Raw genomic sequence first — 16,903 nt, forward strand, 5'->3', positions numbered from 1 at the left:
AATTTAATATAAAAAAATCCTAGAGCATAGTCATATATTGATTCTAGGATTTTTTTATTATATAAGTATGAGAAAATGAAATATACAAGATTGCCTAATTTTAACCTTTGAAATTAAAATTTTTACTACAAGATAAACTATAACTTCAACGTGAATCCTCAAGGAGTAAGGCATAAGAAGAAGAGAACTCTGTATTAACCTCGATGACTTCTTTTGTAAATTCTTGACTCGCCTTAGGAATAGAATCTAAGGCATTGGCTTTATCTTGCGTGTCAATAATTGCGCCAGGAGGAACAAATCTACCAGAATCAATTACAACACCATTGGTTATAATAGCATTTGTTCCAATAAAACAATTATTTTCAATAGAAGCATTAAATATAACTGCTTTAAAACCTATAAAGGTATCATCTCCAATAAAACAAGGACCATGGATAACAGAACCATGTGCACAAGAAACGTTATTACCTACATATATGGAATATTTTTTGTTTTTTACCATAATATATTCCTTAGCTAAACCGTGGAAAACAACACCATCTTGAATATTAGTATTAGAGCCTACATAAAAAGGGGTTCCCTCATCAGCTCTTAGCGTAACATTACAGGCTATAAACACATTGGTACTAAGGGTTACATCACCTATAATAGATGAAAAAGGACCTATAAATACAGAAGGATCAACATTAGGGGAAATACTTTCATGAACAGAACTGGTACAAGGATTAGGACCTATAAAATAAGTATATTGATTGGAAGGACCTAATGGATTAGAGATAGGCTTAATCATATTATGATACCTCCTTAAATTGGTATATTATATATTATTGATATAATACATAAAAGGTACCTAAAATAGTATTAGGAAATATATATATTAAGAGTAAACATTAAAAAACTCTAATGATTAAGGTGGTATTAGAGGTTTTTTATGTTAAAATTAAGATAAAGACAATTCTAAATTAACACTAAGGGGGAAGGGTTATGGGGATTTATTTAGACAATGCAGCAACATCATATCCAAAGCCACAACAAGTAGCAAAATCCATATATGATTTTATGATAAAGAATGGGTCAAGCTCAGGAAGAGGATCTTATCAAAGGGCTATGCAATCAGATTTTTTAATTTATGAAACTAGAAAACTAGTAGGAGAGTTATTTAACTTTAAAGATCCTAAAAAAGTAATATTCACATCAAATGTAACAGAGTCTTTAAATTTAGCACTAAGAGGAATACTAAAAGAAAATGACCATGTAGTAACTAGTAGCTTAGAACATAATGCAGTGTGGAGATGTTTAAAGACTTTAGAAAAAGAAAGAAACATAACAATAACTAAAGTTCCATCTACTAAAGAAGGATACACAAATCCAGTAGACGTAACTAAAAGTATAAAAAAAGATACAAAGCTTATAGTATTTACCCATGCATCAAATGTTTTAGGGACTATCCAACCCATAAAAGAAATTGGAAATATTGCTAAAGATAACGATATCTTATTTTTAGTAGATGCAGCTCAAACAGCAGGCGTATGCAATATAGATGTTAAAGGAGATAACATAGATTTACTAGCATTTACAGGACACAAAAGCTTACTTGGACCAATGGGAACAGGCGGATTAATTATAAATTGTGATTATGATATAAATCCTCTAAAGGCAGGTGGAACAGGTGGAGATTCTGCGTATGAATATCAACCTGATTACTATCCAAATAAACTAGAAACAGGTACATTAAATGTAAGTGGATTAGTAGGACTTAGAGAAGCTATTAAATTTATAAATAAAGAAAGCATAAAAAAAATACATAACAAAGAAAAAGAATTAGTAGATTATGCATTGAATAAATTAAAAGAAGTAAAAAATATTGAAATTTACGGACCGCAAAATAGTGAAGATATTGTAGGGGTAATATCTTTTAATATAAAAAACATAAGAGCAGAGGATGCAGTACATGAGTTAGATTCAAAGTATAATATAATGATTAGAGCAGGTCTGCATTGTGCACCAAACGCTCATGAATTGATAGGAACAAAAGAAATAGGAAGCATGAGAATAGGTATTGGATATTTTAATGAAAAAGAAGATATAGATAAATTAGTACAAGCATTAAATGAAATACAAATATAATTAAGGGGGGGCAAACATGTATCTAGAAAGTATAAATTTAAGTTTTATTCAACCATGTACTACAGATGCGAAGAGAATAAGGATAAAAGCTAGTTTACCTAGGAATATAAGCGATATATTTCCTTATTTAAATTCATATTTAAAAACAGCAATATACAATCAAAGAGCAAATACTTTTGTGTTTAACAAGGAACATAAAATTATAACTATTTTTGAAGAGAATATTAACGTTGCAAAATTACTTAATGAAACAGAAGCATTTGAAGTATTAGATTATTTAAAAGATATTATAAATGAAGTAGATGAAAAAAGAAGTGAAATACAACCATCATATGAACTTATAAAATTACCAAGCCCAATAGAGGCATACACTTATTTACCTAAGCTAAACTGTAAAAAGTGTGGACAACAAACTTGTTTAGCATTTGCGACAAAGTTAATAAAAGGAGAAACTAAGGTAAAAAAATGTTTGCATTTATATGAAAAAGGAAATGAAAATAATATAGATAAACTTGAAAGTATGATCTTATTATTAGGGCACGAAATTTAATAAATATTAAAAAATACTTATAATAACAAACTTCAATCAAATTATTCAATAGCAATGTGCGTATTGATTTTACTGATAAACATTAGAATATAAACTATAAAACGAGAAAGATTGCTACTATAAGTATTTAAGGCATGGGAACATACTTTACAGTAGTATTATTATGTGTTATATTTGGAACAATTGGGTATTATACCTATAAAAGTATAAAAGAAAATTCAAATTATAGGAGAAAAACAATGGATATACTTATAACACAAAGCGCAAAGATAGAACTTGATAAATTAATGCAAAATAGCGAGCATAAAAATATAAGAATACGCACAAGATGTATAACTATGCATGATGATGCAAAGCTTGACTTTGAATTAGATGAAATAAAAGAAAATGACGAAGTATATGAAGTTGATGGGTATACTGTAATAATAAATAGAAACCTAGTAGACCAATTATATAGCCTAACAATATCATATGGTGGTTTATTAAGTAGAGATAAATTTTCAGTAGAAGGTGAATTTGGATTCTACCAATATTAAAATAAGCGAATTTTAAGCTTCAGTGAGAGATGTATAAGAAAATTAAAATTTTTATAAAAATATGAATTTTAAACTTTAAAATGGTTAATATATAAGTACAGAGTTAATGAAAATTAATTTTGTATCTAAACTCACTAGATAAAAGCTAGGACTATAACCTAACCTTTTACTAGTAACTATTGGGTGTTTAGATGATGAGATATCTGTTGATATCATATTAAATAACTTATCAGAATTAAAAAAACCTCATTTTAATTTATAGCTATTAGCTAATGAAGTCAATAGCCAATAATTGATTGTATGCTAAATAGTAAATATTATTTAATAAAAATCAAAAAAGAGGGAAAAGCTCACTAAAAGGTGATAGCTTTGGTAAAAGGCATTAGATTTGATGACTATAATTATTAAATCTAGTGTCTTTTGTTATTTCATGGAATATTTTAGTTGACAATGAAAAGTAAAAGACTATAATTAAATTGTAAAACAAAACAAAATAGCTAGGGGAGCCAAGTGGCTGAGAGGATTACCGACCCTTATACCTGATCTGGATAATACCAGCGTAGGAAAGCTTTTACATAAATATAATAATATTTATAATTGTACTATGTAACTATAAAGCTATGCCTATTAGGTATAGCTTTTTTTAATTGTTAAATTATAAAGCAAAAATGTTAGGGGGAATAAGTATATGTTTAATTTAATTCAAAAGGTTAAAGAAACAAATCCATTAGTACTTCATTATACTAATAACGTAACAATAAACGATTGTGCAAATATAACTTTAGCAATAGGGGCGAGTCCTTTAATGAGTTTTTCATATGAGGAAGTAGATGATATTGTAAGTGTTGCAAGTTCAGTTGTAATAAATATAGGAACTATGAACTCAGAATTACTAGACTTATATCTACTAGCAGGAAAAACTGCAAACAAGTACAATAAGCCTATAATATTAGATCCAGTAGGAGTATTTGCAACTAAGGCAAGAGCAGAGCTTATAAATAAATTATTAAATGAAGTTAAATTTGATGTAGTAAAAGGAAATATAGCTGAAATGAAGTTCATTGGTGGGTTTGAGGTAAAAGGAAAAGGTGTAGATTCTTTTGACGAGGATGAAGATTCAGCTGAAATGATAAAGAAGGTTGCTAAAAAATTAGAATGTGTAGTAGTAGCAACTGGGAAAATAGATATAGTAACTGACGGAGATACAGTTTATAAAATAAATAATGGAACCTCGAAACTAAAAAGTATAACAGGAACAGGATGTATGAGTGCTAGTTTAATAGCAAGTTGTATAGCATGTAGTGAAAAGACTATAGAAGGAGCTACAATGGGGGTACTTACAATGTCTTTAAGCGGAGAATTAGCAGACATTAATAATCCTAAAATTGGAACTTTCAAAGTTAATTTAATGGATGAAGTGTATAGCCTAGATTCTGAAAAATTAAATAAATATGCAAAGATAGAGAAGATATAAGATTTAGTACTTAGTAGAAAATTGCTAGTTTAAATAACTCAGCTTTATATATTTGATTTTATATGATTTAAAATATATTTTAGAAATTTAAAAAATAACAAGGGGGAGAAATAGAATATGTTTAATACAATTTTACTTTTAATATTTATAATACCGTTAGTTTTATATATTATGAAAATGAAGGATTATAAGTTTAAAACAAAAGAAATGGTAGCAATAGCAATGTTTAGTTCTATGAGCTATATACTATCATTAATACCATTTATAAAATATCCTCAAGGTGGAGGAATAAACATGTTTGCAATGCTTCCTCTATTATTAGTATCAATATTTTACTCTAGACAAGCAGGGCTTACAGCAGGACTTATCACAGGCCTTATAAGTTTATTAATGGAAGGTTATATAGTTCATCCAGCACAAGTAATACTTGATTATGCACTTCCACACATGGCACTAGGGCTTAGTGATACGTTTGGAAAAGATAACAAAAAAAATATTATATTAGGAAGTTTAGTAGCAGTATTTTTAAATACAACACTACACTTTATATCAGGAGTAGTATTTTTTGGACAATTTGCACCAGAAGGCATGAATCCTATAGTTTACTCATTTATATATAATTTTTCAGGAAATGGAGTAGAAGGATTACTTTGTGTTATTATACTTTCATTATTACCACTTACAAGCCTTAAAAAAATAGTAGCAGCATAAATAAAAAGTAGCAATCAAAATTTTATTGCTACTTTTAAAATTATATTTTATAGGCCTTTAGCAATATATTTTAAGGCTGTTATAAATACAGTTGCTTCTTCAATAGTATTATATAAACCTAAACTCAATCTTACCATACCAAAATTATTTAAGTCTGTATCAACTGAATCTATATATGCATTCATATCACTCACACCAAGTAATCTATTTACATAAGGATGAGCACAGAACTTTCCACATCTTAAAGCTATACCAAGATCATCTGCAAATTTATGAGCTAATATATCAAACGGTATATTTTCTATATTAAAAACTATTACACCTAATCTATCATCAGTAGAGTCTGTGTCTCCATAAAGTATTACATTCTTAATTTGTTTCATCTCATTTATTATATAATTTTTTATGTCCATCTCATGTTTATATATATTATCAAATGTGATTTCTTCTAATTGCTCTAATGCGCTTACCATTCCAATAACACCTAAGAAATTTTGAGTTCCTGCTTCGTGTAAGCATGGTGGTTCCTCCCAAATTACATTAGAATCAGATACGGTATCTACACAGCCTCCACCTCTTAAAAAAGGATCTAAATTTGATAAGTCTTCAGTTAATCCAACTATAGCGCCACTTCCAAATGGAGCATAAGCTTTATGAGCTGAGAAAACTAAAAAATCTATTTGCTCTGAAGAGTTCTTGCCTTTCATATCTATTTTTTTATGAGCGATAAGTTGTGCTGCATCTACAATAATTTTAGCTCCATGGTCATGACAAAGTCTCGCAATATCATGTATAGGATTTATATATCCCGTTACATTGGATGCTCCAGTTATACTTACATATTTTATTTGACCTTTATTTTCTATTAACTTGTCTTCTATAGCTTGTATATTTATTCTACCTAATTCATCAACCTCAACATATTCAACAGTTGCGACGTTTCTCCAAGGTAAGTCATTTGCATGATGTTCCATTCTAGTAGTTAGTATTTTATCATCTTTACTTTTTATTAATACATTTGCAAGTAAATTCAAAGATTCTGTTGTACCTTTTGTATACAAAACTGTATGAGTAGTAGTATCTTTTAAATTGAAGAATTCTAATATTTTATATCTAGTTTCTTCAAATTTTTCAGTACATAAATCTCCCTTTTGTCCAGTTCCTCTAGCCACAGGTCCATAAGTTAATACGTTGTTCATAATAGATTCTACTACACTTTTTAAAGGTGGTGTTGTAGCGCCATTATCAAAATTTATAGGTATTACAGGTAATCCATTTTTTAGAATTACAGGCATATCTAGTCCTATAAATAAATCTCTATAATTAAGATTTAAATCCATAGCAAAACCTCCATTAATATATATGCTTATCTTTAAGCACCAAAAATCTTTATAATTAAGATTTTCTTAATATAGATATATGCAACAATCTACAAAAAAGTTTATGAATTAAACACATATTAGAAAAAATTGTAATAATTTAAAAACTGTATATATGAAACAAATGTTATCACATATAAATGCTTAATAAATTCAACATAATAGCATAAACCTTATATTTTAAATAACTACTAGTTACTTTTCAAATCTATGGTAATATTATATATAGAAAATAAAACATATTAAATCAAGTAAAAAGCTAATTTTATGTATGTTATATTAAGAATTTAAATAGATGTATTAAAGAAAGGAATTAATATGAAAAAAATATTAGTACTAGCAGAAAAGCCTTCAGTAGGAAGAGATATAGCTAGAGTATTAGGATGTTCAAACGATAAAAATGGATATATAGAAGGATCAAAGTACATAGTAACATGGGCACTAGGTCACTTAGTAACACTAGCAGATCCGGAAAGCTACGGAGAAAAATATAAATCTTGGAACATAGACGACTTACCAATACTACCAAAGTACTTAAAAACAGTAGTAATTAAAAAAACTTCAAAGCAATTTAACACAGTAAAAGCACAAATGGTTAGAGACGATGTAAGTGAAATAGTAGTAGCTACAGATGCAGGACGTGAAGGGGAGCTTGTAGCAAGATGGATAATAGAAAAAGTACAAGTTAAAAAGCCACTAAAGCGTTTATGGATATCATCAAGCACGGATAAAGCTATAAAAGAAGGATTTGCTAAATTAAAAGATGGAAAAGAATACGAAAATCTATATCACTCAGCAATAGCAAGAGCAGAAGCTGACTGGATAGTTGGGATAAATGCAACACGTGCACTTACAACAAAGCATAATGCACAACTTTCTTGTGGTAGAGTTCAAACACCAACTATAGCAATGATATTTAAAAGAGAACAAGAAATAATGGAATTTAAACCTAAAAACTATTATGGTATAAGTGTAGTAGCAAATAAAGGAAACTCGCAGCTTAAGTTTGTATGGCAAGATAAAAACAATTCAACTAGCAGTTTTAACGAAGAAAAGGTAGATAACACAATAAATAAAATAAAAAACAATGATATAAAAATAGTGAAAGTTAATAAAACACATAAGAAAAAGTATTCACCAGCATTATATGACTTAACAGAGTTGCAAAGAGATGCAAATAAAATCTTTGGATATTCAGCAAAAGAAACTTTATCTATAATGCAAAAGCTATATGAACACCACAAAGTACTTACTTATCCAAGAACAGACTCAAGATACTTAACTAGTGATATAGTAGAAACTTTAAGTGATAGAGTAAGAGCAGTTAATGTAAGTGACTATTCAAGAGTATGTACTAAATTACTGAAGTCAAAGATAAACTCAAATAAAAGTTTTGTAGACGATTCAAAAGTAAGTGATCACCACGCTATAATACCAACAGAAGAAAAAGTATTTTTAGGTAATTTAAGTGATAAAGAAAGAAAAATTTATGACCTTGTTGTAAAAAGATTCTTAGCAATACTTTGTCCTCCGTTTGAATATGAACAAACTTCAATAAGTGCAGAAGTAAACGGAGAAAGCTTTACTGCAAAGGGAAATAAAATAATAAGTTTAGGTTGGAGAGAGACATATAAAGACTCTGATGATGAAGAAAACTATGATAGCATACCAGCTGTTATAGAAAGCGAAGTTTTAAGTGTAGCTAAATTAAATAAAACTACTGGAAAAACTAATCCTCCAGGTTATTTAAATGAAGGAACGCTACTTACAGCAATGGAAAAAAATAGCCTAGGAACAGTAGCAACAAGAGCTGATATAATAGAAAAGTTATTTAATTCTTTCTTATTAGAGAAAAAAGGAAAAGATATATATATAACATCAAAAGGAAAGCAATTACTAGAGTTAGTTCCAAGTGAATTAAAAAAACCAGAGTTAACAGCATCTTGGGAAGCTAAGTTATTAGATATATCAAAAGGAAAATTAAATAAAGATAGCTTTATAAATGACATGAAGAATTACTCAAAAGATGTAGTTAAACAAATAAAAAATAGTGACTCTAAATTTAAACATGATAATTTAACTAAAAATAGATGCCCTGAGTGTGGAAAATTCATGCTTGAGGTAAATGGAAAAAAAGGAAAGATGTTAGTTTGTGAAGATAGAGAATGTAACACAAGAAAAACTGTGTCACAAGTAACAAACTCAAGATGTCCAGTATGTCACAAGAAATTAGAACTTCGTGGAGAAGGTGAAGGAAAAACATTTGTATGTAGTTGTGGACATAGAGAGAAATTAAGCACATTTAACAAAAGAAAAGCAGAAGAAAAAAATAAAGGATCTAAAAAAGATATAAATAAATATCTAAAAGATCAAAATAAAAATGAAGAAGTATTCAACAATCCATTTGCAGCAGCCTTAGCAAAACTTAAAAAATAGTAATAAAAGAAATTTAAAACTAAACCCCTCAACAGTACAGATATGTATTGTTAAGGAGGTTTAGTTTTTATTATAGTATACTAATTTAAAATAGAATAGGTTAAATTACACAAAACACCTTAGGCAAGCATCTTTCTTATGACCTAAAGAATTTAAAAAACCGTCTATGCTTAGATATCCTAAGCTATCTACTCCAATAAAAGCACGTATTTCTTCTAAGATCATATTAGAACCTATAAGTTCTTTTTTATTCGAAGTATCGATTCCTAAGCAGCAGGGAGATTTTACTATAGGTGAAGCCAGTCTATAATGAATTTCCTTTGCACCTGCTTTTTTAAGAAGAGAGATAATTTTTTTGCAGGTTGTACCTCTTACCATAGAATCATCTACAACTACAATTTTCTTACCTTGAATATTTTCTTTAATAATATTTAACTTCAAAGAGACTGCTTCTTCTCTTTTAGATTGACAGGGCTTTATAAAGCTTCGTCCTATAAAACTATTTCTCACAAATCCTATGGTATAAGGTATTGAGGAGGATTTAGAATATCCTAAAGCAGCAGTAGTTCCAGAGTCAGGTACCCCTATTACAATATCAGCATCTGCCGGACATTCTTTAAATAAAGTCTCACCAGATTTGAATCTGGATTTATAAACACTAACTCCATCAATTTTACTATCTATTCTAGAAAAATAGATATATTCAAAAGCGCAGGTGTTACATATAGTGTTTTTCATGAAACTTACTGCTTCTATCCCGTTACTATCAATTTTAATTATTTCTCCAGGTAAAACATCTCTTATGAATTCTCCACCAAGCATATCTAAAACACAGCTTTCTGAGCATACTATATAACCACCATTGAATTTTCCTATACATAAAGGTCTTATGCCTTGACAGTCTCGCATAGCAAATAACTTGTCCTTTGTAAGTATAACAGCAGCATATCCACCTTTTATATGTTTTGATATGATTTCTAAGGTTTTTTCGATAGAAGAATTATAATATTTTTCAGTAAGTTTTAAAATAATCTCAGAATCAGTAGTTGTATTAAATTTTAATCCATGATATTCTAAGGAATTTCTTAGTTCAACTGCATTTGTAAGATTACCATTATGTGCTATAGATATTTGACCAAAGGAACATTCATCTAAAATAGGCTGAGCATTTACAATAGTATTTTCACCAAAGGTAGGATATCGTACATGACCTATGGCAGAAAAACCATTTATATTATTAAGATTATTTTTAGTAAATACTTCATTTACTAAACCCATATCTTTATGGCAAATAAGCTTATGCCCATTTGAATATGTTAATCCGCAGCTTTCCTGTCCCCGATGTTGAAGTGAATTAAGTGCAAAATAAAGCATAGAAGACAAGTTGATTTTTTCATTAGAAAATACCCCTACTACTCCACATTCTTCTTTATATTTATCAACATCATTAATTTGCATTTTATCACTTCCGCTTCTGTTTAATATCTAGCTTGATTCTCTTTAGCTATCAGCTCTTAAAAGATTTATATCTTTTCCTTCCATTATTTTATTCATATTTCTCATAGAACACATTTTTCCGCACATAGTACAGCTATCTTCATGCTCAGGAGAAGATTCTTTTCTATATCTTCTAGCTTTTTCTGGGTCAATAGCAAGTTCAAACATTCTTTCCCAATCAAGTTCTTGTCTTGCTTTACTCATTTTATTATCCCAATCCCTAGCATTAGGAATGTTCTTAGCTATATCACCAGCATGAGCAGCTATCTTTGCAGCAATGATACCTTCTTTAACATCATCTAAATTAGGCAATCTTAGATGTTCTGCTGGAGTTACGTAGCATAGGAAATCAGCTCCACAGCTTGCAGCTAATGCTCCTCCAATTGCACTTGTGATGTGGTCGTAGCCTGGCGCTATATCTGTAACTATAGGCCCTAATACATAAAATGGTGCACCATGACAAAGTTTCTTTTCAAGTAGCATATTTGCTTTTACTTCATTTAATGCCATGTGTCCTGGACCTTCTATTATAACTTGTACATTTCTTTCCCAAGCTCTTAAAGTTAATTCTCCCAGTACCATTAATTCTTTGATTTGACAGGCATCAGTAGAATCATTGATAGAACCAGGTCTGCAAGCATCTCCAAGACTTAAAGTTAAATCATATTTTTCGCATATATCTAATAACTCATCGTAATACTCATAGAAAGGGTTTTCTTTATTATTAAGTTCCATCCATGCATAAGTAAGAGAACCACCTCTTGAAACAATATTTGTAAGTCTTTTATTTCTTTTAAATACATTTGCAGTTTCTTTATTTATACCTGCGTGGATAGTTACAAAATCTACACCATCTTTTGCATGTTTTTCTACAACATCTAAAAATTCCTTTGCAGTAATGTCTTTTAATTCTTTATCATAAAAACCAAAAGCGTCATAAACTGGAACTGTACCTATCATAGCAGAAGAAGATTCAATAAGTCTTTTTCTAAATTCTTCAGTTTTCCCAAAAGAACTTAAGTCCATTATAGCTTCAGCCTTCATGTCTAAAGCTAGCTGTACCTTTTTCATTTCCTCATCAATATCACAGCAATCCTTTGATATACCTAGATTTACATTTATTTTTGTTCTTAGGCCTTCTCCTACACCTTCTGGATCTAAAGATTTATGATTCTTATTAGCAGGAATAGCAATCTGACCTTTTGCAATAAGCTTTCTTAAAACTTCTACATCCATATTTTCTTTTTTAGCTACTAATCCCATTTCTTTTGTAACAATACCCTTTTTCGCAGCATCCATTTGAGTTGTATACATCATTTTAAATTCCCCTTTATTATTTATTTAGTTTTTCTCTAATAGCCAGTATATTTCTGAATATATCTAATTATTGAATTTTAAATATAAACTAAAAAAAGCTTTACCATAAGGTAAAGCTTCCTACAAACATGTATTATAAAAATTAATTATAATAATCATCGCAAATAACTTTCCTACGGTAGTTCTAACTACGTCAGGTTCAGAGGGTTAGGTTAGTATAAACCTTCTCAGCCAAATTGGCACCCCTAGCTAATTATATTCATTTTTCATGTAAATAATATCCAAAATGTTACTTTAAGTTCATTATAGTATTGAAGTGGTATTCTGTAAAGTGTTTTTTAAAAAGACAGTTAATATGTAGAATTAACAACTTTAGGTATTGTTTTAATTCTTATTTATGTATAACAACCATGGGCAATACAAAGAGCCAATTATAAAATTTGTTTTCTAAGGATGACATTTTCATATTAATTATCATTTCATAAATTTAAAATTTATTTGGAAAATACACAATTATATTTGCACACTCTTTACTATTTACATTGAGGATTTATAAGTTCATATTTTTCATCAAAATTCTTTTCTCCCCATTCGCACATAGCATCTAATATAGGATATAAGCTCATACCTTTTTCAGTTATACTATACTCTACCTTAGGAGGAACTATTGGATAAACAGTTCGATAGACAAGATTATCTTCCTCTAATTCTCTAAGTTGATTTGTAAGAGTTTTATGTGATGTGTGATTTATAAAAGATTTTATTTCACCAAATCTTTTAGTTCCATTTTCTATTAAAAAATAAAGTATCAGAGGCTTCCATTTACCACCGATGACATTTAAAGTGATTTCCATTTCACAAGTTAAACTGCATTTTTTCATAATATTCCTCCAAAAAGCTAAATTAAAAATTATAGAGTAGTTACCTCTATTTCACTATGTAACTATTATGTGCGTACTTAAAATAAAACATTAGTTCAGATATAATTATAGTATAAGAAAATATTAATGTATATAAATGGAGGATAATTATGAATAAATTAGTAGTTATAACGGGAGCAAGTTCAGGAATTGGAAAAAGCATAGCAAAGAAGTTTTCAGAAAATAACCATCCGGTATTACTATTATCTAGAAGACTAGATAAAATGGAAGAATTAGAACTTCCAAATTCACTATGTAAGTCAGTAGATGTTACAGATTTAGAAAAGATGGAAGAAGCTATAAATGAAGCGGAAGGAAAATTTGGTAAAGTGGATTGTTTAATAAATTGTGCAGGAATAATGTTATTAGGAAATCCCCAAGATCAAAGTTTTAAAGAATGGAATGATATGATTGATGTTAATATAAAAGGAATATTAACAGGAACTAATATTGTTTTAAAGGATATGGTTAAGAGAAATGAAGGAACTATAATAAATATAAGTTCTATAGCAGGAAAAAAGACTTTTGATAATCATGCAGTGTACTGTGGCACAAAATTTGCTGTTCATGCAATAAGTGAAAACATAAGAAAAGAAGTTGCAAGTAGCAACGTTAGAGTTATAACTATAGCTCCAGGAGTTGTTGAAACACCATTACTATCTCATACAACAGATGAAGATATAAAGGCTAATTATAATGAATGGAAAAAAAGTATAGAAAGTGGATTAGAACCAGAAAAAATAGCTAGTTGTATAGAGTTTGCATATAATCAACCACAAGATGTTTGTATAAGAGAAATTGTAATAGCAAAAACTAAGCAAGAAGATTAGAATTATTTAATTAAGAGGTAGAATTATGTATAAGGATAAAGTTATTTTTGTAACAGGGACAAGCAATGGAATAGGTAATAGTATAGCTAAAGAATATGCAAAACAAAATGCAAATGTAATTGCTATTGATATAGTGGAACATGACTTTAGTGAAAGTAATATAGAATTTTATAAAGTAGATTTAAGAAATGAAGATGAAATCAAGTCTGCATTTGAAAAAGTAGTAAACAAGTATGGTACTGTGCATATACTGATAAATAATGGAGCTATAAGTAAATTTAATAAATCTATATTTGATATAGAAACAGTAGAATTTGATGATGTTATAACTGTAAATCTTAGAGGAAGCTTTATATGTTCTAAAGAATTTATAAAAGCAAATAAAGGTCAAAACTATGGAAGAATAGTTAATATAAGTTCAACAAGGTTTAATCAAAATGAAGCAGGATGGGAAGCTTATGGAGCATCTAAAGGTGGCCTTATATCTTTAACTAACACAATGGCGATTTCATTATCAGATACACCTATTACAGTTAATGCAATAAGTCCTGGATGGATACAATTAGACAGCTATGAATTATCAGAAATAGATAAAAAGCAACATCCATCAGGTAGAGTTGGCAAATCAAAAGACATAGTTAATACGTGTTTATTTTTAACAAATGAAGAAAATGATTTTGTAAATGGTACAAATATTATTGTAGATGGTGGTATGACAAAGAAAATGATCTATATTGATGATAAGTAAAATTTATAAAAAGATAGACTAAAAGTAGTTATATGAAACAATATAGTCAATAATAGTAATGAAGGAGTGACAGAATGGTAAAAGATTATTATTGTCCGCATTGTAGTTCTAATCTAGAAGTAATGGATAGCTGAGGGTCTTTAAGTTATTTTTGTATGGAATGCAAAATGTTGGTGTCCAGAAAGAAAATATTAACTAAAGAACAAGTAGAAGAAAAAGAACGTAAATAAAATCTATAATATAGTTGAAAGGATAGGGTCTATTTCAAAATATAATTCTGTAAATTTTGAGATAGACCCTGTAAAGATTTTATTAAAAAGTACATTTTTTAATAACGGTATTTCCATCGATTACCTGAACTATTTGGAAATTATATCCTAAACCAAGTTTTTTCAACTCTGGACTTGAAGTTCCAGTACAATATATTGTATATATTTTATTTTCATCCATCTTAACTTGTATACTTAGTATTTGGCCAATTTCATCTGCTGGACGAACTCCTAATTGGTAAGTTCCTGTAAGAATTTCCATGTATTCATTTCCACTGTTACTTTCTACATTTCTAGCTAATTTATATCCATTTGAGCTCATAAGAAAGATTAGTGGGCCTGGAGTTAAATTATAAAATCTAACAATTGATTTATTAGGTTTTGGTTTTTGTTCAATATTATCTATTATAGATACTAGCTTTAAATTATTTAAATCTCCTGTAATTGCAATGGTCATTAATTGACCTCCTATTATTTCCATATCATTAACTTCAAGAAGGGGATTTTCCTTAGTATTAGCTAAATAAACTTGTATACTATATTTTCCTCCGAGTCCGGGTACATAAGGACCAATTTGTACTGATTTTAAATCTTTAGCTAATAGAAATTCATTATTTATATATACATCTAAAGCTTCTGACTTAACTAAAGAATTAAATATTCTAATGAATGAATATTGAGAATTTAAGCAAGGAATTGATGGCGTGTCTATAAATTGACGATGATTATAAAACATGAAAACACATCCTTATTATTTAATATTAGCAGAACGCTAATATAAGTATATGAGTATAAGTGAAAATATTTCTTATTTTTAAAAATACACGAATATTTAGTATAATAAAGAATCTAAGGCTATGATTCTTAAAACTTAATTATTATAATATTACTTTAGCTATTAAATTTTAAGCTGTTAATATATAGCTATCATATAGTCCGACAAATAATCTAATATAGCTTATTGAAATAAAAATAGAAATCACTAATCAAAGTGAAAGAAATTAATATATTAAAAACTAAGGCTCTAGTAAATTTTTACTAGAGCCTTAGTTTTTATATTTCTATATCATATTTTTTTAGTAGCATTAAGTAGTGATTAGCTTCTCTTAATACATGATCTGCTAATAATGGTATTGCTATAGATCTAATTTCACATTGTAATAACCCTTTTGCTGCTTGTTCTTTAAAATCTTTAATTCTCTTAGTTGCTTCTAAACTTTCATCTGTAACTTCTTCAACCATACCAGTTTTTTCAGCTGAAGCTAAAGCTTTTCTTCTTAATTCATCAAATTCATTTGCAAAATCATTGGAAGTTTCAAATAAATCTTCTTCAGTAGGATCTAATAACCCTCTTATAAATTTAGAGTGCTCAGCCATTATTCTGTTCCAAAACGCTTCTTGATTAAGAGCATCTTCAATTATATCTACGTCTTCTCTTCTTTGTAATTTTACTAATATATCTATAAAAAATTCAGCTTCTCTTCTAATATGATATATTAATAAAGGATAAGTAGCAATTGCTTTAGTGGCTTCAATAGACTTACAATTTAGTTCACAAATGTTTTTAACTAATGCTGGATTACATTGGCTATGATCATGACTACAGGTAAGTTTTAGTTCTAATTTAGTTATAGTTCTATCTATAGGTACTCCAGTTAAAAACTCAGACATTTTTTCAGCACTTAAGGTATATGGTGTGACCATATCATTTTTTAATCCAATTACACCGTAAGCTATGTTTATAGTGCTTAAAAGAAGGTCGCTAAAAGTTTCTATAAATATTCCTGCCTCTTTTTGTAAGTACGTATTTTTATCAAGAAGAGAGGTTTTAAAAAAAAGCATGTTCTTTCATAATTCTCAAAAATAATAAATTAATATCTAAGGATTGTTTTACAAAATTTCTATCAGATAACATGCTTTATCACCCTTTTCATTTTTCTTATTTTTCCCTAATAATATAGCATTCTGAACTTATAAAAATAGTTCATATAAAAAATTCATATGATAATAAGGAAAAAAAGAGAGAAAAATTTAAAATATCGAGATGAGATTTATTAAAATGCTAACTAGAAAATAGAGATAAAAAAGCTTGAAAGTATTGTAATGAAA

15 protein-coding genes and 2 riboswitches are annotated in these 16,903 nt (G+C 28.6%); of the genes, 8 read left to right on the forward strand and 7 right to left on the reverse strand.

What is annotated here, in order from left to right:
* Positions 1-145: 145 nt before the first annotated feature.
* Positions 146-790, reverse strand: coding sequence for an LbetaH domain-containing protein (locus tag AC11VW_RS14580; protein ID WP_484302161.1), 645 nt, complete (start codon positions 788-790; stop codon positions 146-148).
* 194 nt (positions 791-984) lie between these two features.
* Here AC11VW_RS14580 and AC11VW_RS14585 point away from each other — a divergent pair, with 194 nt between their 5' ends.
* The 5 genes from AC11VW_RS14585 to thiT all read left to right on the forward strand — a co-directional run bounded on the left by AC11VW_RS14585 (position 985) and on the right by thiT (position 5,398).
* The gene (locus AC11VW_RS14585) at positions 985-2,127 is read left to right on the forward strand and encodes an aminotransferase class V-fold PLP-dependent enzyme (RefSeq protein ID WP_484302162.1); all 1,143 of its coding nucleotides are present in this window, start codon (positions 985-987) and stop codon (positions 2,125-2,127) included.
* Positions 2,128-2,143: 16 nt separating this feature from the next.
* Positions 2,144-2,677, forward strand: coding sequence for a (Fe-S)-binding protein (locus AC11VW_RS14590; RefSeq protein WP_484302163.1), 534 nt, complete (start codon positions 2,144-2,146; stop codon positions 2,675-2,677).
* A gap of 239 nt (positions 2,678-2,916) precedes the next feature.
* Positions 2,917-3,213 carry a hypothetical protein gene (locus AC11VW_RS14595; protein ID WP_484302164.1) on the forward strand — a complete coding sequence of 99 codons (297 nt, stop codon included), beginning with the start codon at positions 2,917-2,919 and terminating at the stop codon, positions 3,211-3,213.
* 489 nt (positions 3,214-3,702) lie between these two features.
* Positions 3,703-3,796, forward strand: a riboswitch (TPP riboswitch).
* 105 nt (positions 3,797-3,901) lie between these two features.
* Positions 3,902-4,687: a hydroxyethylthiazole kinase gene (gene thiM / locus AC11VW_RS14600; RefSeq protein ID WP_484302165.1), complete on the forward strand. Its 786-nt coding sequence runs from the start codon at positions 3,902-3,904 to the stop codon at positions 4,685-4,687.
* Positions 4,688-4,804: 117 nt separating this feature from the next.
* On the forward strand, positions 4,805-5,398 hold the full coding sequence (thiT, locus tag AC11VW_RS14605; RefSeq protein WP_484302166.1) for an energy-coupled thiamine transporter ThiT: 594 nt from the start codon (positions 4,805-4,807) through the stop codon (positions 5,396-5,398).
* A gap of 47 nt (positions 5,399-5,445) precedes the next feature.
* Here thiT and AC11VW_RS14610 read toward each other — a convergent pair whose 3' ends face one another.
* Complete coding sequence (locus AC11VW_RS14610) at positions 5,446-6,738, reverse strand: aminotransferase class V-fold PLP-dependent enzyme (protein ID WP_484302167.1); 1,293 nt, start codon at positions 6,736-6,738, stop codon at positions 5,446-5,448.
* 357 nt (positions 6,739-7,095) lie between these two features.
* Here AC11VW_RS14610 and AC11VW_RS14615 point away from each other — a divergent pair, with 357 nt between their 5' ends.
* On the forward strand, positions 7,096-9,213 hold the full coding sequence (locus AC11VW_RS14615; RefSeq protein ID WP_484302168.1) for a DNA topoisomerase III: 2,118 nt from the start codon (positions 7,096-7,098) through the stop codon (positions 9,211-9,213).
* Positions 9,214-9,318: 105 nt separating this feature from the next.
* Here AC11VW_RS14615 and purF read toward each other — a convergent pair whose 3' ends face one another.
* From purF to AC11VW_RS14630, 3 genes are all read right to left on the reverse strand, one after another.
* A complete protein-coding gene (gene purF, locus AC11VW_RS14620; RefSeq protein WP_484302169.1) occupies positions 9,319-10,671 on the reverse strand; it encodes an amidophosphoribosyltransferase in 1,353 nt (450 codons plus the stop codon).
* A 42-nt stretch (positions 10,672-10,713) separates the two neighbouring features.
* Positions 10,714-12,027 (reverse strand): phosphomethylpyrimidine synthase ThiC, encoded by a 1,314-nt coding sequence (gene thiC / locus AC11VW_RS14625; RefSeq protein ID WP_484302170.1) that lies wholly within the window; start codon positions 12,025-12,027, stop codon positions 10,714-10,716.
* A gap of 153 nt (positions 12,028-12,180) precedes the next feature.
* Positions 12,181-12,284, reverse strand: a riboswitch (TPP riboswitch).
* A gap of 276 nt (positions 12,285-12,560) precedes the next feature.
* Positions 12,561-12,908 (reverse strand): winged helix-turn-helix transcriptional regulator, encoded by a 348-nt coding sequence (locus tag AC11VW_RS14630; protein WP_484302171.1) that lies wholly within the window; start codon positions 12,906-12,908, stop codon positions 12,561-12,563.
* A 149-nt stretch (positions 12,909-13,057) separates the two neighbouring features.
* Here AC11VW_RS14630 and AC11VW_RS14635 point away from each other — a divergent pair, with 149 nt between their 5' ends.
* Together AC11VW_RS14635 and AC11VW_RS14640 are read left to right on the forward strand one after the other, a co-directional pair.
* Positions 13,058-13,777 carry an SDR family oxidoreductase gene (locus AC11VW_RS14635; protein WP_484302172.1) on the forward strand — a complete coding sequence of 240 codons (720 nt, stop codon included), beginning with the start codon at positions 13,058-13,060 and terminating at the stop codon, positions 13,775-13,777.
* Positions 13,778-13,802: 25 nt separating this feature from the next.
* Complete coding sequence (locus AC11VW_RS14640; protein ID WP_484302173.1) at positions 13,803-14,525, forward strand: SDR family NAD(P)-dependent oxidoreductase; 723 nt, start codon at positions 13,803-13,805, stop codon at positions 14,523-14,525.
* A 312-nt stretch (positions 14,526-14,837) separates the two neighbouring features.
* Here AC11VW_RS14640 and AC11VW_RS14645 read toward each other — a convergent pair whose 3' ends face one another.
* Positions 14,838-15,530: a DUF4397 domain-containing protein gene (locus AC11VW_RS14645; protein ID WP_484302174.1), complete on the reverse strand. Its 693-nt coding sequence runs from the start codon at positions 15,528-15,530 to the stop codon at positions 14,838-14,840.
* Between the two features lie 317 nt (positions 15,531-15,847).
* Positions 15,848-16,636: a DUF2935 domain-containing protein gene (locus AC11VW_RS14650; protein ID WP_484302175.1), complete on the reverse strand. Its 789-nt coding sequence runs from the start codon at positions 16,634-16,636 to the stop codon at positions 15,848-15,850.
* Positions 16,637-16,903: the final 267 nt, after the last annotated feature.

It is taken from the genome of Romboutsia sp. (assembly GCF_056995035.1).